We start from the raw sequence: 23124 nt of genomic DNA on the forward strand, positions 1-23124 counted from the left end.
GGATAAAAACCATATTGTAGTTTGGTTACATTGGCCACATAGGATGTGATTACAAACCTACTCAATTATAATACCTATTCCTGATTTATACCTGCTATCAATATCAAATGGTAAAGTCCCCAAACTGGGTGATTTTCCAAAAATCATATCAGCTGATGTTTCTTCAAGAAAGTCATGATTTTGATATGTTAAAACAATACTCTCAGCTTGTTCGAGATTATCAAACTTTTTAAGTGCGTAAGCATTCAAAAATGCCACAACAATGGTCTGATTGTCTGCACATACTTGATGAACTATTCTGGTAGTTGCATCAGCGATACCATAATCGTCAGTACTTAATACTGATTCACTGTGAATCCCTAGTATCACTTTATCATAAGATTTTAGTTTATTTAGTATACTGTCTGTTTCTTTTAAACTTGAATTATAAGGAATCAAATAGTGATCCATATCAGTATGCTTTGAAAGTCTTTTTTGAAATATTGTAAGGCTATCAACCCCTACAGATAAAGAAGCTATTTTTAAGGAATCTAAGTTTCGCATTGGAATAGCATTGTCTTTATTCGACAAAGTCGTAATAGCATGTTCAAATAATTTTCTAGTGATATGGGTATATTTAACATTATTAAGATCATCATGTAATCCATCAATATTTATAGAATCCATACTATCTAAACCGACCCATTTTTTAAGTTTTAATACGCTTTTACATTTAGAATCAATAACATCTTGAGATATGATGCCCGCTTTAACAGCCTCTTCAATTTTATTAATTCCCAGATTAATATCTTCTGAAAACAATAAAACATCATTCCCCGCCAATAAGGCTTTAACTTCAATATCACCTGGGGCAAAATATTTAGTGACCCCTTTCATATTCAAGGCATCCGTAAATACAAGTCCCTTGAATCCTAATTTAGATTTCAGCAAATCTTTTATAATTTCTGGTGATAAAGTAGAGGGAATATTCTTTTTGTTTTTTTGTAGATTAGGTACATTTAAATGTGCAACCATAACACTACCTGCCCCTTTATTAATTAAATTTTTAAAGGGGAATAACTCCAAAGAATCCATCCGCTTCATATCATGTGTCAAAACTGGTAGATCTAAATGTGAATCGGTATTTGTATCACCATGACCTGGAAAATGTTTAATATTGGCTAAAATATTTTTACTGTGCAATCCTATCATATATTGATAAGACTTTTCTGTTACATTGTATTTATTACTCCCAAATGACCTAAAATTAATTACCGGATTATCTGGATTATTATTAACATCAACGACGGGTGCTAAATTGATATGAACACCTAGTCTATTCATTTGTTCCCCAATAGCTGTACCCATATCATTAATAAGTTGATTATCAGATATGGCACCGAGAGTCATTTGATATGGATAATTTGAAATACTATCTAATCGCATCCCCATGCCCCATTCGGCATCCATAGAAATGATAAGTGGAACTTTCGAATTTTTTTGTAGCTTATTTGTTAGCTTTGCTTGACGTTCTGGACCGCCTTGAAAGAAAATAATTCCTCCTACTTTATCTTTACCTACTTCATTCATTAAAGAATCAACATATGATTCATCTCTATCCGAATAGGCCTGAATAAAAAAAAGTTGAGCAATTCTTTCTCTAGGAGATAACGATTTCATAATTCCATCTACCCATTTATCATTATCTTTAATTTTAGACAAAAAGTCAATATCTGCTTTTTGATTTTGTCCAAAACAATTCGCATAAATGCCGCTAAAAACAATTACAATAATTTTACTCCAATAATTCAATTTCATATTTAATGATTTAATGTTGCTAATTTTAACATACTCAGATTACAACTTCCAATAAAAACTAACAGGTTTTAACTTTGAGTTTCGGAAATTTTCTACTATGATTATGATAAAACTTTCTAAATATATTCTTATAACTAGTAAGTCAGTCTAACATAACAAAACCCCTATTAAGAATATTATTAATGTTTGTAAAACTCTCTAGCGATATATTTTTAATTCATCATCTTTTTTTTAGTTCATAAAAAAGTATACAATTAGATAAGAGATTGTCGCTAAACTATTAGTATGCATTTCTAATTCAAATTAATTTAGCAAGCCACTGGGAGAACTTTAAATAAAAACAATCGGACGTATTCCTATAACGGATATTTATAACAAGTAAATAACTGAAAAACAACAATTTACAAGTTTTTTGAGATAAATTTCAAAATCAAGATGTATCTAATTGATAATCAATAATATAAATAATAAATTCATCCATTATAGGGATAAGTGCTAAAACAATTGAAGTACAAATATTAAATTTAGGATATAAATAAGAAAACAATAAAAAATTGACTCAAAACAAGCTAAAACATATTATAAATGTTAAAGTTTTCATAAAAAGGGGCTAATTCGGTGTCACTAAATTTAAAGGGTCTTTTTAAGCCCTATAAATACTATAAAAATGAGATTTTGGATAGTTCCTCTTTATCTGGAAGGATTAAATTTTTCATTCATTATAAACATTATAGTACAAGTTATTTGTAAAACAAATTTGACTCCTATAGCTATTTGCTCATTAATATTTTTATTAAAGAAAAATATGTATATGTAATGGAAAATATTTATAACTATATTAATTATCTTTGAATTTTGAATGCAATTGCATTCAATTAAGTTCATTTAATTTTTAAGATACAACAAGGTGCGTTAATCGGTGCCTATATTTGTTAAACGTATATTAACTTTTTGAATATCAGCTATTTAAAATAAGTGTTCGAGCCCCAGCCCGGTCACTTAAAATCAACTAAAAAGCCCCAAAACGTATGTTTATGGGCTTTTTTCATTTTAATTAATATCAATTATTAGCAGTAAATAGGTGCGTTAATCGGTGCGTCTTTTTTAAAATAAAAACACGCACCGAATAGAACTTAAAACTCTAATTTATAAGTATTTACAACTAAAATTTAATATATATCATTTCGCAGTATCTCAAAGATCAATCAATATATTTACACTAATTAATAATTACTAGTGTAATATTTACTCTTGACGTTGTAACGAGGGTAATATTTTAGTATATTTACCTTTGTTAAAGAAACGAGTGTAATTTTTACTCCTGTTAATCATGACTACTTTTAAAAAAAACAAACCTTATAATAGTTTACCTCTATTACCTCCAAAAATCGCATTGGAAACTACAAAAGTTTTACGTAAAACTATTGAAGCAAGTAGAGCATTAGCTCAACTTAATGGTAGACTAACAAATTTACCCAATCCGACACTATTTTTAGATACCATTCATTTACAGGAGGCAAAAGCAAGTTCTGAAATTGAAAACATTATTACTACCAATGATGATTTATATAAGGCAATAGTGGCTGATAAAAAGTTTGACAACCCAGCTACCAAAGAAGTTATAAGTTACAAAGAGGCTCTATGGAATGGGTTGAAAGCTATTGAAAATCGCCCTTTTATATCGACTAATTTGTGTATTGACATCGTACAAAGTATTAAGAAAAACACCGCTGGTATTAGAACGACTCCAGGAACTGCTCTTAAAAATGTTAAGGGTGAAACTATTTATACACCTCCTACCGGTGAGACTATTATTAGGGATAAATTGGAAAACCTTGAGGCCTTTATTAATGGAAAAGGTACTATTGACCCTTTAATTAAAATGGCATTGATGCATTACCAATTTGAAGCTATACATCCTTTTAGTGATGGTAATGGTAGAACAGGTCGTATTTTATTATTGCTTTATTTAAAAACGGCAAACCTTTTAGATACGCCCGCATTATTTTTAAGCGAGTTCATCATTAAAAATAAAACGGATTACTATATGAAGCTACGAAATGTTACGGAACATCAAGATTGGGAAGCATGGATATTGTATATGCTTGAAATGATTGTTTTCACTGCTAACAAAGCTCTGAAACGTTTAAACATGGTTACAGAGCTCATTCAAGTGATGTCTGAAGAAATAAAAATTTCATTACCTAAGGTGTATTCAAAGGAATTAGTAGAAATATTATTTAGATTACCTTATACCAAACGTCAATTTTTAATAGATGCTAAATTAGGTACGCCAAAAACTATTGGCAATTACTTAATTGAATTAGAAAAAGCAGGGTTTTTAATTTCTGAAAAAATAGGTAAAGAAAAACTATATCTTAATCATAGATTAATGGCTATTTTGGAGAAAAATTGATATTGGCTAAGGTGCGTGAATCGGTGCCTATATTTGTGAAGTACGTTTTATACTTTTGAATATCAATTGTTTAAAAAATAGGTTCGAACCCTGCCCAACCCGAAGTCAAAACCTTTCTAATTTTATTACCCATACTGATTAATCAATAAATTGTTTTTATCGCAAGAAGAAATAAAATGAATTAGTATTACAAAAGTATTCCTTTAATAATATCTATAGTCTTTTTGACATCTTGTTCTAGCTTATCATAGTCTCTATTGGCTATAATGTCTTTAGATATTAATTTAGACCCCATCCCAACACATGTAACACCAGCATCAAACCAACCTTTTAAATTCTCTTCTGTTGGCGATACACCTCCTGTTGGCATAATACTTGTCCATGGCTGTGGCCCTTTTATTCCTTTTACAAATTTTGGTCCGTATAAATCTCCTGGAAATAGTTTTACTATTTCACAACCTAACTCTTCGGCTCTTGCTATTTCTGTTAAACTACCACACCCAGGTGACCAAAGTACTTTACGTCGGTTGCAAACTATAGCTATATCTTCTCTTAAAACTGGAGTGACAATAAAATTTGCGCCTAATGCCATATATAAAGACGCTGCTGCTCCATCAGTCACAGAACCTACACCCATAATCATTCCTGGTAATTCAGTTATGGCATATTTTGTTAACGCACCAAAAACCTCATAAGCGAAATCGCCTCGGGCAGTAAACTCCATTAATCGTGCTCCACCATCATAACAGGCTTTAAGCACATTTTTACTCAGTTCAATATCATTACTGAAAAACAAAGGAATCATACCTGTTTCTTTCATTCTCTGTGCTACTTCTATTCTTGTAAATTGTGCCATTATCTGTTAGTTATTTTTTAATTCCAATTTAATATGTCACGAAAATTATAATTCTCTGGGTTGTTGATATAATCCTTTGCAGCATCATAATCTTGTTCTTCTATATAAAAAAGATTGTTCATAAATAATTGTGCCATATCTGATTCTATATCTACAAGTCGAGGAGGAACCTTACCATTCTCATCTTCAAAATCTTTAAGGTATAATGGTGTGATATCTCCATTTGAATTTGCACTAACAATACAGCCAGTTTCTCCTTGTGCGAAAAGTTTTTTTACACCAATTGCTAGCAAAGTACAAAGTGTAATATCGAAAGCGATTGGGTTACAACAACGCAATTCATAACCTATTTCTACAGGACGTGTCTTAATATTAATATCCAATTCCTTTAACTTTAACTGAAGCAGGTAATTAAAAATATGTGATTTATTTACATTTCCTAATTCAGGATGTCCATGATCATCATAGGTAAAGTTAATACCTGAGTTTTTAATTTCTTCTTCATCCATAAAATGAAACACTCCTTCGCTAACTAAAGCCACACCGTAATTAATATTTTGAATTTTACTTTTAATTATTGAGGAAATTATTAGATTAATCAATTTATCAAAAGTAATTTTCGTTTTATTAAACATTTCAGGGATAATCATCATAGGGAAGTGACATGCCGAAGCGATGCCAAAGGCTAGATGACCAGCAGAACGTCCCATCGTTGAAATGACAAACCAATTTTCACTAGTTCTGGCATCTTCATAAATCGTATTACCTATTCGAACTCCTTCATTTTTTGCAGTATGGAAACCAAACGTTGGGTTTCTATCTGGCAAGGGTAAATCATTATCTATCGTCTTAGGGACGTGAATATGAGAAATCTCAACATCGCTTTTTAATAAAAACTTTGTTAACCTATTGGCGGTAGACGCTGTATCATCACCACCAATGGTAACTAATAATTTAACATTTTGTTTTTTGAAAAAGTCAGACTTAAAACTGGAGTCTTTAGGTTTAAATCGACTCATAATAAGTGTGGAACCGCCTCTGCTAAAAATTCTGTCTGCATGAGCAAAATCAAATTCTTTAATTTCAGGCGCTTCTGAAAACAATCCTTTGTAACCATAATGTACACCTAAAACTCTAAAATCATCTTTAAGAAAAGTTTTAGCAAGTGTACTAATAACGGCGTTAATACCAGGTGCTGGTCCTCCGCCACAAATAATTACTATTGATTTTTTCATATTAAAAAAGATGCAACCAATAATGAATTAGGTTATTATCTTCTGATATTGAATTTAACGTGCTACTCTTCCAGAAGCATCGCCTCCCATTAATTTTTCTACTTCTGCAACTGTTACCAAATTAGCATCGCCTTTAATGGTGTGCTTTAAACATGAAGCAGCTACTGCAAAATCTAAAGCGTTTTGGTCATTTTCTGGATATTTTAATAATCCATATATTAAACCTCCCATAAATGAATCGCCTCCACCTACTCTATCAACAATATCTGTTATTTGATATTGTCGAGTTTCATACATTTTTTTACCGTCGTATAAAACACCTGCCCATGTATTATGAGATGCCGAAATAGAACCTCTTAATGTTGTTATTACTTTTTTAGCCCTTGGGAATTTTTTCATCATTTGCTTACAAACTGATAAAAAAGCTTCAGCCTTTACGTCGTGTCCTTGAGTAGTAATATCTAATCCTTCTGGTTTAATTTCGAAATGTTTTTCTGCGTCTTCTTCATTTCCTAAAATAACATCACAGTATGATGTTAACTCAGTCATAATTGCTTCGCGATCTCCACCGTATTGCCATAGTTTTGCACGGTAATTTAAATCGGTAGAAATAGTAATACCTTTATCACTTGCAGCTTTTACAGCTTCTAGACAAACATCTGCAGCTCCTTGTGAAATGGCTGGTGTAATTCCCGTCCAATGAAACCATTCTACACCTTCAAAAATAACATCCCAATCTATCATTCCAGATTCTATTTCTGCAATGGCAGAATGCGCTCTATCGTAAACTACTTTACTCCCTCTAGAAACTGCTCCAGTTTCTAAAAAATAAATTCCTAAACGGTCACCTCCATAAACAATTTTATCTACACCAACACCGCGTTTGCGCATTTCCATCATAGCACATTCACCTATGTCATTTTTAGGTAAACGTGTAACAAAATCTACCGAAACTCCGTAATTTGCTAATGAAACGGCTACATTCGATTCTCCTCCACCATAAATAGCATCGAAATTATTGGCTTGTGAAAATCTTAAAAATCCTTGTGGAGCTAATCGCAACATGATTTCTCCAAATGTGACTACTTTACTCATTATCTATAAAAATTTCTAGTAATTAATTTTATATTCCCAAAGCTTGCCCACCGCCAATTTGGATAGTTTCTGCAGTTAAGAAAGCTGAATCATTACTTGCCAAGAATGAAACAACAGATGCTACATCTTCTGGTTGCCCTAATCTTCCTAACATAATATTGTTTGCCCAAGAAGCAAATACGTCTGGTTTAGTTGCTTTAATTTGTGCATGGAATGGTGTATCTATCGTACCAGGTGATACCGCATTTACTCTAATTCCATATTCAGCTAAATCTTTTGCTAATGCTCTGGTTATTGCATGAACACCAGCCTTAGATGTTCCATAGATTCCTGCTCCAGGTCCTCCTGCTGTCCATCCTGCGTTTGATGTATAGTTAATTATTGTAGCGTTTTCTCCTTTTTTAAGGAAAGGTATAGCAGCTCTAGAAGCAAAAAAGACTGAATCTAGATTTAAAGCCATTACAAATCTGTAAAAATCGGTTGTCATTTCTTCAAACCGAGACCGACCACCTAATCCACCAGCATTATTTACAAGAACATCAATTCTCCCGTACTTTTCACCAATTTTTGTGATGTTTGCAGTTACTTCTTCTTCTTTTGTAACATCGAATCCGTAATATTCTGCAGTAATGCCTTCTTTAGCAAGCTCTTCAACTCTTTTAGCTCCTGCTTCATCTTCGATACCATTTAATACAACAGTGTATCCATCTTTACCCAATCTTTTTGCTACAGCAAAACCAATTCCACCTGTAGCTCCAGTAATAATTGCTATTTTTCCGTTTATATTGCTCATCTTTTAATATTGTATTTTATTATGTTATATAATTTTTATCTTTTAATTTTTTGTGTTTACTACTAATTTTACTTTTTTGATTAAAAAGAAAATGGATAATACAGCTAGAACTACAGACAGAGTAATAGCTATGAATGCAGGCGTATATGATCCTCCTTTAGTTATACTACCAATAAACCAGTTCATTATAATAGGTGAAAATGCAGCTACAGTCCCAGCTAATCCTGCTAATGTACCTACTGATGGTCCTCTAAATAAATCGCTTGATAAAGTTTGAATATTACCTATGGCAAATTGAAATCCAAAAAGTGCTAACCCTGCTAGATAAATGAATGTCATATAATTAGAATCATTTACAAATAATATAATAGAAACAAAGCCAATTATTATTAAAATACTTCCTAACACTATACTTGCTTTCCTTCCAAAATCTACAGAAGTACGTTTTATTATTGCTTCCGTAAATAAGCCTCCTAATATTCCTCCAGCAGCAGCCATGAGATAAGAGATCCACATTGTTTTTCCTATTTCTTCTATACTTAGTCCAAATTTCGAATTCAGATAGATTGGCATCCAACCCGCAAAAAACCACCAAATAGGCTCTATGAAAAACCTACATAATAAAACTCCCCAAGGTTGTTTATAACTCAATATTTCGCCAACACCCAAACTTTTAGCGCCTTCAACAGCAATATCATTATTTTCTATTCGATCATTAAGTATCAAGTTTCTTTCGTCTTCAGTAATCCAAGGATGATTTTCTGGTTTTGATTTGTTTAAGATTAGCCAAGGAATAATCCAAAGTAATCCTAATCCACCTAATATTATGTAGGTAGACTTCCATCCAAATTGAGCATATAGAAAAACTATAATAACAGGAGCTATTACATTACCTATAGAAGCACCCGAGTTAAAAATCCCTTGTGCTAACGCTCTTTGTTTTACAGGAAACCATTCTCCATTACTTTTTACGGCACCAGGCCATAATCCTGCTTCTCCTAGTCCAAGTAAACCACGTACTATTGACAATGAAATTATTCCTCTTGCTACTGCATGAAAAGCTGCAGCTGCTGACCATACTACAATAGATACAACAAAACCAATTCTAGTACCGATTTTATCGTACAATCTTCCAGATAAAAATTTACTTGCAGCATACGTTATCATAAAAACATTAAGCATTAATGCATAATCAGAATTATCCATGCCAAGATCTTCACCCATTTGTGGCCATAATAATGCAAAAGCAGTTCTATCTATATAATTTATAACGGTTGCTATAAAAATTAATATAATAATCCACCAACGTATGCCTTTGATTTTCATAGTTTTAAATTTAAACGTTAGCATTCTACATAATTATTTAAATTATATACTAGAATGTAAAAACTTGTTTAGCTCATTAATTGCTAAACTTTAAATGTGAAGAAATGCTTTTATTGATTTCTTCCCTCCTAATCTTTTTATTTTGAAAAATAAAATCGTGCAACTCTATTTTTCAATTATTTTTATTTCTAACTGTAGCAGTATTGATATAATACACTAAAATGATCTTTCATTTTTTCTTTTGCCAAATCAGTTTTTTGCGCCTTAATGGCTTCATAAATTTCTGTGTGCTCCTTTATGCCTTTTACTGCTTGGTTTTTATCGCAAACATGGTACTTTTCAAAATCTATAATTATTTGAGGTGTTATTGTTAGCATGAATGTATTCATGGTACTATTTCTACTTGCTTTTGCTATAGCTAAATGAAATAGTAAATCTTCTTGTACTGCATCTTCTCCTAATAACGCTTTTGCTTCGTATGCATCTAACGTTTCTTTAATACGTATTAAATCATCTTCATTACGTCTTAACGCTGCCAATCGAACTGTTTTCAATTCTAGCAAAATTCTTGTTTCTACTAGTGATTTAAAATCTGGTGATTCTAATCTTAAAATATCTTCAATCATTCCATTCATAGCAACAACTCCAATATTTGCTACAAATGTTCCGCTTTGCGGAATAGACTTTAATAATCCATAAAATTCTAATTTTTGAATCGCATCACGAACATTGCTTCTACTAACTTCAAATTTATCAGACAGCATACGCTCTGATGGTAATTTGTCGCCAGGTTCTAAGTTTTTATAATTAATTAAATCTCTAATCTTAGCGATTATAGTATTTTGAGTTTCTCGATTGTCGCTTATTGTAAGTACCTCTAACTTCATATATTCTATTTATTTACTAGCCCCTCTTTAACTGGTTAACCAGAAATTATTGTTCAATTTAAAAAAACTTATGATTCTAAACTATTCTACTTATGATTTTAAATTGATTTTTATCAAATTATTAATGTGTTACTTCAAGTTTGTAATATTTAACTCTAGCAAATGCACTTTCTTGAGTTGTAACTAAATAGTTTCCTGCTTTAAAATAATTTTCAAAAACATTCCACTTTTGAATATGAACATTATCATAAACTACAGATTCCTTATCATTTAAAATTACTTCCATTTTTCCACTTTCCACTTTAACTTCCAAAGTAAATTTATCAAATCCTACTTCTTCAGAAAATGTATGTCCATCATCATCCTTCCACGAGCTTGTATAAAGTATTTCTGTATCTGATGCATTTAAATCTTTTAACTCTTTTGTTTTTACTCTCACTTTTCCATTATTCCAATAAATCTTCAGCATTGGTGGCGCATTATTATCATCCTCACCTATTAAATCGCGTTGTTCATTAGTTAGCCTACCATGAATTTGCATGATAATAGTTCTGTGGTAATTCCCTTGAGAATCTTTAGATATTTCATCCATTGACAAAGCCCCTTTCATATTACCTCCTTGAGGGAAAGTCCAGTTTGTTTTACCTCCATCACTTGGATTCATTAACTCTCTTAACTCAGTTCTTGAATACGATGAATTTGTTGTTGAAGCTCCAGGGTATGTATAAAATACTAATGCTCCATTTACAGAATCGTTGTAAAAAAATGGTTTTAATGTTTCGTTAGTTGCATAATCTATAATTTCCGGCGGTTTAACTTCTGTAGGATTGCCAATCGGTAATGTTACTTTCCAATTGTTTAAATCTATACTAGGCAAATTGTACGTTGGAGTTACCGGTTCTTCTTCTTTTTCTTCCTCATAAACTCCAACTGGTCTATCTTCAATCTCTGTGTTTTTGCTACAACAAATACAAAGCACGCCAAATACTACTATAAAATATAGTGGTTTCAGTATATGTGATATGTATTTTATTTTTTTCATTTTTGGCTTAATGACTTACTTCTAATTCGTAATACCTCACTTTTGAAAACGAACCTTCATCTCTGGATTGAAAATAGTTTCCTGCTTTAAAATAGTTTTCAAAAACACCCCATCTACGTATATGAATATTTTCGTAAACTTTATACTCATTTTTATTTAAAATAATGACCATTTTACCTTCTGAAACCTTAACTTCTAAAGTGAATTTTTTAAAACCTACTTCTTGCTCAAAATTAAAACCTTCGTCATTACCCCAAGCATCTTCATGTAAAATTTCTTCATCTGAAGCATTTAAATTTTTAAGTTCTTTTGTTTTTATTCTTACTTTACCTTTATCCCAATATATTTTTAACATTGGTGGTGCATTATTATCTTTTGCTCCTATTAAATCTCGCTGTTCGTTTGTTAAACGTCCATGTATTTGCATAATAATGGTTCTATGATATTTTCCTTCTGAATCTCTAGTGGTTTGATCCATAGCTAATTTACCTTTCATATAAGCACCTTGAGCAAAAGTCCAGTTTACATTATTGTTTCCAGGTACCATTTGTTCTCTAAGCTCAGAACGGGTATACTTGGTGTTTGCCGTTTTAGATTCTGTTGGCATGGCATGAAAAACGATAGCGCCTTTTGTTGAATCTATATACATATAGGGTTTAGCTTTTTCATTTTTTGCAAAACCCAAAATTTCTGGCGACTCAATCTCGTAAGGCTTCCCTTTTTCGTTAGTTACTGGCAATGTAACTTTCCAATGACTTAAATCTATATCAGGTAATCTTACTTTTCTTTTTTTCTTTTTCTTCTTCTTTTTTTCAATTTTAGATCCCGATTCTGTAACGCTACCTTTCTTAGTTTGACAAGTAGCGTTAACAGATAGAAATATTGTTAATATAAATACTAATAGTTCTTTTCGGAAAATCTTCATGTTTATCAATTTATTCAACTGGATCAACAACAACAGAGTCAACTCTTATTTCTTCTTCACCACTGTTCCATAAGAAACCTTTATCATCACTTGGCGTACCATCACCATTAACTCCTCTCATTACTAAAGCAACGCTAGAATTATTTCCTGTATTGAATGAATAACTATATGTGTTATAACCATCATCACCTGGGTTATCTACTACTCTAACTAAAAGATTATTATCAGCATCTTCCATCTGAGCTACAGAAGTATAACCAAAATCATCTTGAGGATATTCAGCAGCAGTAGCAAAATATGCTGGAGTATAACCAGATTCGTACCCTGAACCAGATAAAACCCTTATTTCAAGTTGACTAGGAAAGGTACCTGTTTCTATACCTTTAAAGGATGCAACTACTGTTATCGTATAATCTGTATTAGGTGTAATTTCAACCTCTTGATATGTTAAATCTTGCTCATCATTATCAAATTTAAGTACATTATCAGATCCTCCATTACCTGAAGAAGACTCTCCTTGTGCTCCTAAACTTTTATTAATCCAACCAGAACAAGCGCAGTCAGAACCAGAAGATTTAGGTAGCTTGTCAAAATCAGCATTAACAATCACTGGGGTTATAGCGGCTGGGGCAGGTGGCTCAACCACTTCTACGGTTAATGAAAATGTACTTGTTACACCTAATTTGTCTGAAGCTGTTAAAGTAACTGTATATGTTCCTTCTCCAGAAAAAGTATTTGCTCCATCAACTCCTGTTGATGTGTTTCCATCACCATAATCCCATGCGTAATCTGTAGCACTGCTTGATGTATTACCAAATGTCCAAGTTAAATAATCAGCAGTTACTGATGCTGAAAAACTAGCAGTTGGAGGTGTTGCATCTGCCTTTGAATTTGCTTCAGGCAAATCGTAAGACAGCCAATCTATTGTTGGATCGCAAGATGAAATTGTAACAACTGTTACCATTGCAAATACGCTAATAATCGCAGTATAAACTCGTTTTTTTATTTGATTTATATTTTTCATGTTTACTTTTTTTAAAGTTATAATCTATTAATACCCAGGATTCTGGTTCATTACTCCTTTACTTAAGTTTATTTCTCTTTGAGGAATTGGTAACAACAAGTCTGACGACGAGTAACCTAACCCGTTAGCTGCTGAAAATGCTGAAAACACAGATTCCGCTTCGCCAAATCGAACTAAATCAAAAAATCTATGGTTTTCAAATGCTAACTCTACACGTCTTTCTAATAATAATTCTGCTTTTGTAATCGTTCCATCATCATCATCAGCTAAACCTGCACGGTTTCTTACCATATTAAATGATGTCAAAGCATTCGAACTTGAAGTATCTGCACCTCCTGCCATAATAGCTTCAACATGCATTAATAATACATCTGCATAACGTAATACAATCCAATCATTTCCAGCTAAAGTAGCGTCAGAAACAAATGTTTTACCATCTGCCCCACCAGACTCTCCATTTGGAAGATATTTTACTACTTGATTTTGCGTAGGCTGAAAAGGATCTATTCTATAAGAATATTGTGCTCTATCTCCTCCAAAATCAGTTAAAGCGGTTACAGCATCTGTAGTTACATAATTAACACCACTGGTTCTTCCAACGGCATTCATCCATTCTGCTGAAAAATTTTGACTATCTGCACTTAAAGCTGATTCATAGCCAATTGCAAAAATAATCTCGCTATTTCTTTCGTTATAAAAGATATCATTAAAATTAGATTGTAGAACAAAACCACTACCCACTACATCTTCACAAAGTCCTTGAGCTAGAGAGTATTCTCCTATTGTTAAATATACCTTAGCTAACATTGCCTGAGCAGCAGCTTTTGAAGCTCTGGTTTTGTATGTATTATCTAGCCCTGCAACAGCGGTTATTAAATCACTAACAATTAGATTGTAAACTGTAGAAGTTGCTACTCTTGTATATTGAGTTTCAGTATCTAATGGTGGAATAACTTTATCTATTAATGGAATATCTCCAAATAGTCTCACTAAATTAAAATAAGCATACGCTCTATTAAATTTAGCTTCAGCTTCAAAAGCGGCAGCTGTGTTTGCATCTGCTATAACTCCTAAGCTTTCTAAAACAGTATTGGCTCTAAAAATAACGCTATAAAAGCTGGCATAATAATTTGCAACTATACCATTAGTAGCTTCCACATTATAAAACTCAAATTGTGCTGCTTCTCCTTCTTGACTTTTAGTTCTGGTATTATCGCTACGCATTTCAGTAAGATAAAACTCGTACTGAACCCCATGATTGTTATTTAAATTGTTGTCATTTACTCCTTGCAAAGCGTCATAAATACTGATTATTCCTGTTTCAACTTCACTTTCAGTCGTATAGTAAGATCCAGATGTAACGCCAGAACTAGGTATAGGTTCTAAAAAGTCACTACCACAAGAAGTAAAAATACTTCCTATCATTAGTAAAACTATATATTTTATTTGTTTCATAATATTTATATTATTTATTAAATGCATCTCCTTAAAAATCTAGATTTAAACCAAAAGATATGGTTCTAAAAATTGGCGATCCTGCTCTTTGATACCCATAAGTAGTGGGTGATTGTCTATCAATTGATTCAGGATTAAACCCTGTATAATTATCTGCTGTTTTATACATTAAGTTTTGTCCTGCTGCATATATTCTTAAACCTGAAATATTATACTTTGACAAGAAATCTTTTGAAAAATTATATCCAATATTTACATTACGTAACGCAATGTAAGACGCATCTTGAATAATATCATCAGTAAATATTTTTTGCTTTATAAACTGTTGATCTGGTGTGCTAGAAATAAAATCTTGAGCGCTATTAAATTGGTTGAAGATATATTGATCTCCCATATTTCTAATTTCTGCACCATGGCTTCCTTGGAACATAAAACTAAAATCAAAGTTTTTAAATTTAAACTCATTAGAAAAGCTCCATACTAGCTCTGGATATGGATCGCCTAAAGCAGCTTTATCTTCATCATCAATAATACCATCACCATTTAAATCCTTAACATACACATCTTGTGCTTCTCCTCCGATTGGATGATAAGGGTTTGATAAATATTCCAATGGAATATCTCTATCAACAACCCATCCGTAATATGTAGAAATAGGCTGGCCTTCTAAATTAATCCATTCTGCTGCCCTTTTTGGATCAACATTTTGTATTTGCCCATTTGAATCAGCAAAGTCTACAAGTGTATTTTTATTAGTTGTTGCAATTATTGTAGAGTTCCAACTAAAGTTTTCTGTAGCAACATTTTTTGTTCTTAATTCAAACTCGAAGCCTTCATTTTTAACCTCTCCTAAATTAACCAAAGCGCTAGAGAACCCTGTTGTTACTGATACTGGATTGTTTAAAAGTAACTGATCACTCGTTCTTTGATACCAATCTATTGATCCAGAAATTCTGTTGTTAAAAAGTCCAAAATCAATACCAGGATTAATTTCTACTAATCGTTCCCATTTTAATTCTGGGTTAGCAATATTTAATGGTGAGAAACCTGGTTGAACACTTCCACCTATACTAGATGTAGTTGCGTTTAATAAAGCTAAAGAGGGGTAATAATCTACCAAAATATTTCCCGTACTTAAAGCACTAGTACTACTACTAACATCTGGATCGACGCTACCTGTATTTAATCGGTCGTTACCAGTAACACCATAACTTGCTCTAAATTTTAAATTACTAATTACATCACTATCTTGAAGAAAGTCTTCATTAGATATATTCCATCCAACAGAAGCTGCGGGGAAATTACCGTATTTAAAGTCTGAACCAAAAATAGAACTTCCATCACGTCTAAAACTTATAGAAGCTAAATATTTATTATCGTATGCATAATTAATTCTAGATACATATGATATTCCGTTTTTTTCCCATTCAAAAGCATCAGCTGCAGATATTACTGATGCATTAGTAATTTGTTTAACAGCATCACTAGTGTATCCTGTTCCTGAAATGCTTGAGAAAAAACTATCTCTGGATTCAAAAACGACTCCAACTGTTGCACCAATATCATGATTCCCAATTGTTGTATTATAATTGAAGAAATTATCTGAAATTAAATATATTTCTCTTTGAGATATTTCACTCATTTGTGCTGCAGAAGCTCCATTTCTATTAGATTGAACTCCTTGCCATCTTGATCTTTTAGTATCTTGGTATGAACCTGACATTGTTGTTCTGAAACTCAGGCCTTCAATAATTTCATACTGCCCATAAAGACTACCAAACATTTTAAACTTTTTATCAAAACGCTCTCGCTCTAGCACTTTAGCAGCAGGATTGGTATTAGATGTATTACTTATATCTGTACCACCTGAAGCAACTGAAGCACCAGCATCTAAATCATAATCATCAAAATGACGCTGTGTTGCATAATCACCAATTTGTACATCAGGGTATTTAAATCTATTTACATACTGAATGGTATTTGCATCATGATATACTGGCAACCAATTTGTTTGTCTTAATATATCGTGTGTAGACCCATCAAAACGTCTTCTTTTTGTATAAGAAGGACTAAAACTAGCACCAATTTTAAACTTATCGCTTACTTTGGTGTCAACTTTAAGTCGCATCCCATATTTTTTAAAATTATCTGTTAACAAAACACCCTCATCATCAGAATAATTAATACTCGTTGTAAATTTTGTTTTATCATTTCCTCCTCTTAGCGAAAGTGAATGACTTGTGATGGTTCCTCCATCAAATATTACATCTTGCCAAGAACGATCTATACCTATAAGTTGTTTGTATCTAGTTCTATCAGAAATTACACCATTTGCAGCAAGTTCTGCTGCTGCTGTCTCAGCAATAGAGAACGTATACGCATCGCTATGTCTAGCTTCTTTAAAGCCAGTGAAAGTACTATAATTAATTCGCGCTTTCCCTTCAACACCTTCTTTCATACTTATCATAATAATTCCATTAGACCCCTTAGAACCATATATTGAAGATGATGCTGCATCTTTTAAAATCTCAAAAGATTTAACATCGTTCATATTTAAAGATCCTAAAAAATCTGAGTCTACAATAACTCCATCTACAACGATTAATGGCGTAGAATCGCCTGCCATAGAACCTACACCTCTAATGGTAATTGTTGGTGCTGCACCAGCTTCTCCATCGGTTGCTTGTATATTAACTCCAGATACTTGACCTACTAAGGCATCATCTACCCTAGAAACAGCAATCTGATCTAAATCATCATTAACGACTTTAGAAATTGAACCTGTTAAGTGTGATTTTTTTTGTGTTCCGTAACCAATAACAACAACTTCATCTAGTTTAGCCAAATCTTCAGCTAACGATATGTTTATTGCTGTTTGAGCATCTACAATTACTGTTTGAGATACAAACCCAACATATGAGAATTGTAATACTTCTCCCTTATTTACTTGAATTTGATAGTTTCCATCAAAATCAGTTGTTGTACCTCTAGAGGTATTTAATACTACAACATTTACTCCAGGAATAGGAATATTATCTGTTGCAGAAACAACAGCGCCTTTAATTAAGGTTCCATTCTGAGCAAATAAAGTAATATTGAATACCAATAATACTATTAAAAATAGCTTAGTTTTTAAATTCATAATTAGTTTTTTTATGTTTAAAGTTAATTAGTAGCCTTACTACTTTTGATTAGCTGTTAATTATTCAGCTAAAAATCACTTTACTAAAAACAACTGTTCTGATTAAATTTTTGTAATTTTGCAGAACACATGTTTTATGAAAGTAATACATGCTTGAGTTTTTACTTCCCTCCTAAAAGAAGTAAATCATTTAAAAGGATAGGCGTGCACCTGTCCTTTTTTTATTCAGTTTATTATCATTTAAAAAGGTGGATTTTTTGAAGGTTATACATTTAGTTTAGTTTTTTATAATTGGTTTACCAGATTGGTTTACCAAATATATACTAATTTTTTGTTAAAACAAATTAATTTCTAATTTTAACATCTCTATTCCATAAAATCTTCGCGGATTGGGCTAAATACATCAATTAATATTCCTTTTTCTGTACAAATTGCTCCATGCAAGATATTTGGTGAAATATACACTGAATCATCATAATCAAATAAAACTGTTTTTAACCTCTTGTAATTGTTAGCAGATTTTTTTCTTATGATTTATCTCCAAAATAGGATACCTCTCCTCCACTTAAGAAATCTTCTCTTACAGGGCTAAATGTGTCAATTAGCATCCCTTCTTCCAAACAAACAGCACTATGCATTAAATTAGGTTCAATATACACTCCATCTCCAGCTTCAACAATTTTCTTTTCTCCATCAATTTCAAATTCAAATTTACCTGAAACACAATAAGTAGCTTGTGTGTGAAAATGTTGGTGTGGAGAACCTAATGCTCCTTTCTCAAATTTCACTTGCACCATCATGATTTGGTTATCGTAACCTAAGAATTTTCTTGATACACCTCCACCAAGTTCTTCCCATTGCATGTCTTTTGTGATGACGTACTTTTCGCTAAATCTTTTCATAATTTTAATTGTTTTGTTTTATTTGAAATAATAAGAACCTGACCACTCATAATTCTTATGGTTTATTTTTAAGTTGTGTTTTGCTTCTTTTGAAGCTTCTGTATTTACAGTTATAAACAGTTTTGCATTACCATTTAGATTGGTGATTTGTATTGCTGTGTAAGTTTCAGTATCTAAAACCACTTTTAATTCTTTTAAACTACTATTTGAGTTTACTGCAGATTCTGTAATCGGACTATAACTTCCGTGTGCTTCAATTGCAGACACAAAAAGTGTGTTTTTAGCATTTTTTCGTCTTAACATTAAAGCTGCTTCTCTTCTTAAATTAAATTCTGGATCATTTGCTCCAATTCTTGTAAACAACAATTCATCATTAGTATTCGTTAGAGTTGTTAAGGTGTAAAACTTCCCTTTATTTAACCATGATAATTTACTATTGTCGCTAAACGCTTTTGCTGTGCCTTCTACAAATAGATGTTGATACCCGTTTTTGTCTCCCAAAGTAGTTAATGTTTTAGGCGTTTTGTAGTCAAAGTTTGTTTGTATTACTTGCCCTAAGAAGTAATACGGAAAGTCATATTTGTTTACTTTATTAGAAGTTACCTTCATAATATCTAACATATATGGTTTTTCAAAATCTTCGTCTTTTATAATTGCCATAGTACGAAGCATTTCTGTTCCTGGATATGCATTACTTTCTTTTGCACTTGCAACTTGAATGTTTTTATTTTCTGAAGAAAAATAGTTTAGTACCGAATGATGCTGACTTCCTATTTCATACTTCCCATTAAAATGAGAGGTTTCATTTTGTGTTACTGTATTATGTGCAATGGTTTGTTTTGCCCAAGTTTTGTTTTCCTTTAGATAATTTCCACCACCTTTTTGTTCGATATTAACAAATCGTGATAAGCCATAATCTTGAAGAATTTCTTCGCCTTTTTCATATAACGAATAAGATAACTTATCATAATGACCATGACTAGATCCTTGTGCAGCATATTTAAATACTAGCTCAATATCTTCATGTCGCAATATAGCAACACCTCCTTGTTCTCCATTCGGCCCATCGGAAAGGTTAATAGATTTTTTGTTGAAAGGCTCTGCTTTTCCATTTTTAATACCAAGCGCTACTGCTAAACCAGAATCGTCTAACAAAACACGATCTTGTTCTTTAGCTATGCTTAACAAACCTGGATCTTGTGTTCCAAAATGATACGAAATATCTACTGCTGTAACTAAAGCACTTGTGTAGTACGACATTCCTTTTTGACCATCGTTAAGCGGGAAAAAATCTCCATCGGCATCAGATAAATTCAACAATGCATTTATTGATTTTAGTAAAACACCATCTTTATATTCAAAGATTTTCAATTCTGGTCTTACGTTATGTAAACCTTCAGCAAAAATTAAAAAAGGATACATTGCATAACGCTGATAATATGGTCCTTCATTATAATAACCATCAGGGGAAAAAGGTTCTTCAATATTGGCCAAAAAACCAGCTTTACCATCTTTATTTAAAAATCCACCATCATCATCTTTTTCTTTAGTATCTAATTTTAAGTCTTTAATTCCATACAAAGCACGATCGATTAACTCTTGATCATCCATTACTAATCCAATCATTCCTACAGCTGCATTCCCCCAAGTACTATGGTTGTGGACTCTTTGGTAAAATTGCGGGCTATCTATTGAAATATGATCTGCAAACGGTTTAAATAAATTATTTTCTAACTTGTTTCGTTCTTCATCAGATAAATAATTATAGATACAATCGTATGCTTGACTTACATATACTAACCAATTAGAATCGTTTAAACATTGCCAAAATAATTTTCCTCTAGCGTATGATCTTGTTCTAGGATGCAATGGTAATGTTTTGTACAATTCCTCATATTGCATTAACATGTCTTTTACATATTTAGCATATTTTTCATCCTCTAAAATCTGATACAACAAACCAGCTTTTTGTAACACAAACCAATTACGTTTATGCTTAACATGAGTGTAACCTCCAGAATAATCTTTTGGAACAGGTACGTCTATTCCTGCTTCAATTTCAGCATCTATTTCAGCTTTAATAGTTTCCAATGTTTTATCAAAAATTGGAATATTACCCAATTGTGCTCTAATAGCTGTAACACCTTGAGCTGTTAGAATAAGTTTTGGGTGTTGTGATTGTGAAATAGAATCTGTTTTAGTTACAGATTCATCATTACAAGACACCACTAAACATATAATTGAAAAAAATACTAAGTAATTTTTAAGCTTCTTATACATACTTATTGTTTATAAGTTTAAATTGGTTAACCAATCTGGTAAACCAAATATACAATAATCATTTAACTATGAAAAATTAATTAAAAAAAATCACATGTTATACACACCACCATTAATATCTAATGTCGCCCCGGTTATAAAGCCATCGTATTCTGATGCTAGATACAAAACTGCTCTCGCTACATCATCTGCGTTACCTGCTCTTTGAATTGGAATACCAGCAGTAGTTGCCGCCGCAGATTCTTTTGTTGTATGTGTATTATGAAACGAAGTTCCAAGAATGAGACCAGGAGCAACAGCATTGACTCTTGTACCTTGAGGACCCAATTCTGTAGAAAGCGCTCTTGTTAGCGTTAAAATAGCTCCTTTACTTGTAGAATAGGCTAAAGATCCTGGGTGACCTCCTTTACGTCCAGCAAGCGATGCCAAATTAACAATACTACTGTTGTCCTTTTTTGCTAAATAAGGAGATGCAGCTCTGGTTACAAACATCATGGATGTAAGGTTGATATCCATTACCCTGCGCCAGAACTCCGTCTCTATGTCGTTTAACAACCTACGGGCTACAAGTGAACCCGCGTTATTGATTAGTATGTCCAAACTACCAAAAGCTTCCACTGTTTTTTCGACCAATGTATTCGCATCTACTTCTTTTGTTAAGTCCCCACTTATAGCAACTGCTTTTTGCCCTTTACTAGTTGCGTATTTTATCAATTGATTTGCAGTATCAGCACTGGAAAAATAGTGGATAGCGACATTGGCTCCGCTATCAATAAAGTGCTTGGTAATTGATTCACCTATGCCTTGAGCACCAGCTGTGATAAGAACATTTTTATCAGTTAATTTATCGTTGATTTTCATATTGTTTCTAAGTTAATTAATCATTTTTAGTAAAATAACCTTGATTAGATACAGAGGTTTCACTAACAGTTATACTTGCTTTTTGAAACCAAACTTCTGCATAGTTTCCATCTTCATATTGTTTTTTGATGTCTCCACCATGTGTTTCGGCTCCAGAGCACCAGTTTTTATTTACGGTTGGTGATTTGCCGTTGGTTTGATTATAAGCTCCAAGTTTAAAAAAACAGCCTTCACCTGTATAGGCTACTTTTCTTTCCACGCCATCCTGACCAATTGGTACAAACAATTCTTGAGTCTGCTGAGGAATATCAGTAGTAGTTGCATATTCTGATTCAATTAGGTTTTTCGTAAACGATTTAGTTTCATGCCCTTTACTCATAAATTTCAAGTTCATAATACCATCCTTAACTTCAATTTCATAACTAAATTCTTCGCCTAATGCAATCCCATCTTTAGGCTCTTCTGGATATGTGTTTTCCTCTTTTCCAACAACAGAAAAGTTATTTCCCCAAACAGCAGTTGAATAATCCCATCTTCCTGAATTATCATCACCTTCCGTATTGATTTCATAATGCCAAAAAACAGAACCTTTTGTATGACTAGGGAATTTCTTGTAGAATATTTTGAGCGGTTCATTCTCATGTCCATCTGCACTATGAATTTGTCCTACAACTACAGAATAAGAAGCCGCTACTCGAGCATCACCAGTAGTAGATACATTCATTACTTTAAGTGTAGCTGTCAATTTATCATTAGCAGTTTTTGGATACCACTTTTTAGTTTGAGCCAATTCAGTTCTTGTATTATTTGAGGTTCCATGTGTGTCTCCACCATTTGGTGTCTTAAAAACGATCCAATCGCTATTGCCATCATTTGCGGTATAAAAGAAATCTTTGTTTTCAAAATTATTTGCAACACCAGCATTTGAACCGTCTCCTAAAATCAATTTCCAATGATCAAAAAATGGAATTATGTCACTTGCATAAATGGTTTTTTTAGCAGTATTTGTACAACTATTAAGTATTAGAAAAACACCAAGAATCAAGAGCGTTGATACTGATGTAACAATCTTTTTATTCATTTTTTTA

Annotated in this window: 17 protein-coding genes; 1 reads left to right on the forward strand and 16 read right to left on the reverse strand. The window is 32.4% G+C overall.

Annotated features, from left to right (window positions below; genetic code table 11):
- Window positions 1–57: 57 nt before the first annotated feature.
- Window positions 58–1797 carry a glycoside hydrolase family 3 protein gene (locus tag RG22_RS03280; RefSeq protein ID WP_052143610.1) on the reverse strand — a complete coding sequence of 580 codons (1740 nt, stop codon included), beginning with the start codon at window positions 1795–1797 and terminating at the stop codon, window positions 58–60.
- Window positions 1798–3127: 1330 nt separating this feature from the next.
- Between RG22_RS03280 and RG22_RS03285 the strand changes: the two genes are divergently transcribed.
- Complete coding sequence (locus RG22_RS03285; RefSeq protein WP_034040762.1) at window positions 3128–4213, forward strand: Fic family protein; 1086 nt, start codon at window positions 3128–3130, stop codon at window positions 4211–4213.
- Between the two features lie 187 nt (window positions 4214–4400).
- Here RG22_RS03285 and RG22_RS03290 read toward each other — a convergent pair whose 3' ends face one another.
- The 15 genes from RG22_RS03290 to RG22_RS03360 all read right to left on the reverse strand — a co-directional run bounded on the left by RG22_RS03290 (window position 4401) and on the right by RG22_RS03360 (window position 23117).
- Window positions 4401–5069 carry a bifunctional 4-hydroxy-2-oxoglutarate aldolase/2-dehydro-3-deoxy-phosphogluconate aldolase gene (locus tag RG22_RS03290; RefSeq protein WP_034040845.1) on the reverse strand — a complete coding sequence of 223 codons (669 nt, stop codon included), beginning with the start codon at window positions 5067–5069 and terminating at the stop codon, window positions 4401–4403.
- Window positions 5070–5086: 17 nt separating this feature from the next.
- Window positions 5087–6304 (reverse strand): 6-phosphofructokinase, encoded by a 1218-nt coding sequence (locus tag RG22_RS03295; protein ID WP_034040847.1) that lies wholly within the window; start codon window positions 6302–6304, stop codon window positions 5087–5089.
- A 54-nt stretch (window positions 6305–6358) separates the two neighbouring features.
- Entirely contained in the window at window positions 6359–7399 is a 1041-nt protein-coding gene (locus tag RG22_RS03300; RefSeq protein WP_034040849.1) for a sugar kinase, read from the reverse strand.
- Between the two features lie 28 nt (window positions 7400–7427).
- A complete protein-coding gene (locus tag RG22_RS03305; RefSeq protein ID WP_034040851.1) occupies window positions 7428–8192 on the reverse strand; it encodes an SDR family NAD(P)-dependent oxidoreductase in 765 nt (254 codons plus the stop codon).
- 42 nt (window positions 8193–8234) lie between these two features.
- On the reverse strand, window positions 8235–9518 hold the full coding sequence (locus RG22_RS03310) for an MFS transporter (RefSeq protein WP_034045664.1): 1284 nt from the start codon (window positions 9516–9518) through the stop codon (window positions 8235–8237).
- Between the two features lie 188 nt (window positions 9519–9706).
- Window positions 9707–10405: a FadR/GntR family transcriptional regulator gene (locus tag RG22_RS03315; protein WP_034040853.1), complete on the reverse strand. Its 699-nt coding sequence runs from the start codon at window positions 10403–10405 to the stop codon at window positions 9707–9709.
- A gap of 121 nt (window positions 10406–10526) precedes the next feature.
- The gene (locus tag RG22_RS03320) at window positions 10527–11447 is read right to left on the reverse strand and encodes a polysaccharide lyase family 7 protein (protein ID WP_052143611.1); all 921 of its coding nucleotides are present in this window, start codon (window positions 11445–11447) and stop codon (window positions 10527–10529) included.
- 7 nt (window positions 11448–11454) lie between these two features.
- Window positions 11455–12372 (reverse strand): polysaccharide lyase family 7 protein, encoded by a 918-nt coding sequence (locus RG22_RS03325; RefSeq protein WP_034040855.1) that lies wholly within the window; start codon window positions 12370–12372, stop codon window positions 11455–11457.
- 10 nt (window positions 12373–12382) lie between these two features.
- A complete protein-coding gene (locus RG22_RS03330) occupies window positions 12383–13396 on the reverse strand; it encodes a PKD domain-containing protein (protein ID WP_244462111.1) in 1014 nt (337 codons plus the stop codon).
- Between the two features lie 27 nt (window positions 13397–13423).
- Entirely contained in the window at window positions 13424–14851 is a 1428-nt protein-coding gene (locus RG22_RS03335) for a RagB/SusD family nutrient uptake outer membrane protein (RefSeq protein ID WP_034040858.1), read from the reverse strand.
- Window positions 14852–14882: 31 nt separating this feature from the next.
- On the reverse strand, window positions 14883–17993 hold the full coding sequence (locus RG22_RS03340; RefSeq protein WP_034040860.1) for a SusC/RagA family TonB-linked outer membrane protein: 3111 nt from the start codon (window positions 17991–17993) through the stop codon (window positions 14883–14885).
- A 527-nt stretch (window positions 17994–18520) separates the two neighbouring features.
- Window positions 18521–18895: a cupin domain-containing protein gene (locus tag RG22_RS03345; protein ID WP_034040862.1), complete on the reverse strand. Its 375-nt coding sequence runs from the start codon at window positions 18893–18895 to the stop codon at window positions 18521–18523.
- Between the two features lie 18 nt (window positions 18896–18913).
- The gene (locus RG22_RS03350) at window positions 18914–21175 is read right to left on the reverse strand and encodes an alginate lyase family protein (RefSeq protein WP_034040864.1); all 2262 of its coding nucleotides are present in this window, start codon (window positions 21173–21175) and stop codon (window positions 18914–18916) included.
- Window positions 21176–21265: 90 nt separating this feature from the next.
- Complete coding sequence (locus tag RG22_RS03355; RefSeq protein ID WP_034040866.1) at window positions 21266–22036, reverse strand: SDR family NAD(P)-dependent oxidoreductase; 771 nt, start codon at window positions 22034–22036, stop codon at window positions 21266–21268.
- Between the two features lie 16 nt (window positions 22037–22052).
- The gene (locus RG22_RS03360) at window positions 22053–23117 is read right to left on the reverse strand and encodes a polysaccharide lyase family 7 protein (protein WP_034045669.1); all 1065 of its coding nucleotides are present in this window, start codon (window positions 23115–23117) and stop codon (window positions 22053–22055) included.
- Between the last annotated feature and the right edge of the window lie 7 nt (window positions 23118–23124).

It is taken from the genome of Wocania ichthyoenteri Th78 (genome assembly GCF_000789235.1).
GTDB classification, from domain to species: Bacteria; Bacteroidota; Bacteroidia; order Flavobacteriales; family Flavobacteriaceae; genus Wocania_A; species Wocania_A ichthyoenteri.

Coding starts and splice junctions, on each gene's coding strand:
- RG22_RS03280 (WP_052143610.1), bottom strand. CDS start 1,797: ATGAAATTGAATTATTGGAGTAAAATTATTGTAATTGTTTTTAGCGGC.
- RG22_RS03360 (WP_034045669.1), bottom strand. CDS start 23,117: ATGAATAAAAAGATTGTTACATCAGTATCAACGCTCTTGATTCTTGGT.
- RG22_RS03335 (WP_034040858.1), bottom strand. CDS start 14,851: ATGAAACAAATAAAATATATAGTTTTACTAATGATAGGAAGTATTTTT.
- RG22_RS03315 (WP_034040853.1), bottom strand. CDS start 10,405: ATGAAGTTAGAGGTACTTACAATAAGCGACAATCGAGAAACTCAAAAT.
- RG22_RS03340 (WP_034040860.1), bottom strand. CDS start 17,993: ATGAATTTAAAAACTAAGCTATTTTTAATAGTATTATTGGTATTCAAT.
- RG22_RS03330 (WP_244462111.1), bottom strand. CDS start 13,396: ATGAAAAATATAAATCAAATAAAAAAACGAGTTTATACTGCGATTATT.
- RG22_RS03355 (WP_034040866.1), bottom strand. CDS start 22,036: ATGAAAATCAACGATAAATTAACTGATAAAAATGTTCTTATCACAGCT.
- RG22_RS03285 (WP_034040762.1), top strand. CDS start 3,128: ATGACTACTTTTAAAAAAAACAAACCTTATAATAGTTTACCTCTATTA.
- RG22_RS03350 (WP_034040864.1), bottom strand. CDS start 21,175: ATGTATAAGAAGCTTAAAAATTACTTAGTATTTTTTTCAATTATATGT.
- RG22_RS03310 (WP_034045664.1), bottom strand. CDS start 9,518: ATGAAAATCAAAGGCATACGTTGGTGGATTATTATATTAATTTTTATA.
- RG22_RS03325 (WP_034040855.1), bottom strand. CDS start 12,372: ATGAAGATTTTCCGAAAAGAACTATTAGTATTTATATTAACAATATTT.
- RG22_RS03305 (WP_034040851.1), bottom strand. CDS start 8,192: ATGAGCAATATAAACGGAAAAATAGCAATTATTACTGGAGCTACAGGT.
- RG22_RS03300 (WP_034040849.1), bottom strand. CDS start 7,399: ATGAGTAAAGTAGTCACATTTGGAGAAATCATGTTGCGATTAGCTCCA.
- RG22_RS03295 (WP_034040847.1), bottom strand. CDS start 6,304: ATGAAAAAATCAATAGTAATTATTTGTGGCGGAGGACCAGCACCTGGT.
- RG22_RS03320 (WP_052143611.1), bottom strand. CDS start 11,447: ATGAAAAAAATAAAATACATATCACATATACTGAAACCACTATATTTT.
- RG22_RS03345 (WP_034040862.1), bottom strand. CDS start 18,895: ATGAAAAGATTTAGCGAAAAGTACGTCATCACAAAAGACATGCAATGG.
- RG22_RS03290 (WP_034040845.1), bottom strand. CDS start 5,069: ATGGCACAATTTACAAGAATAGAAGTAGCACAGAGAATGAAAGAAACA.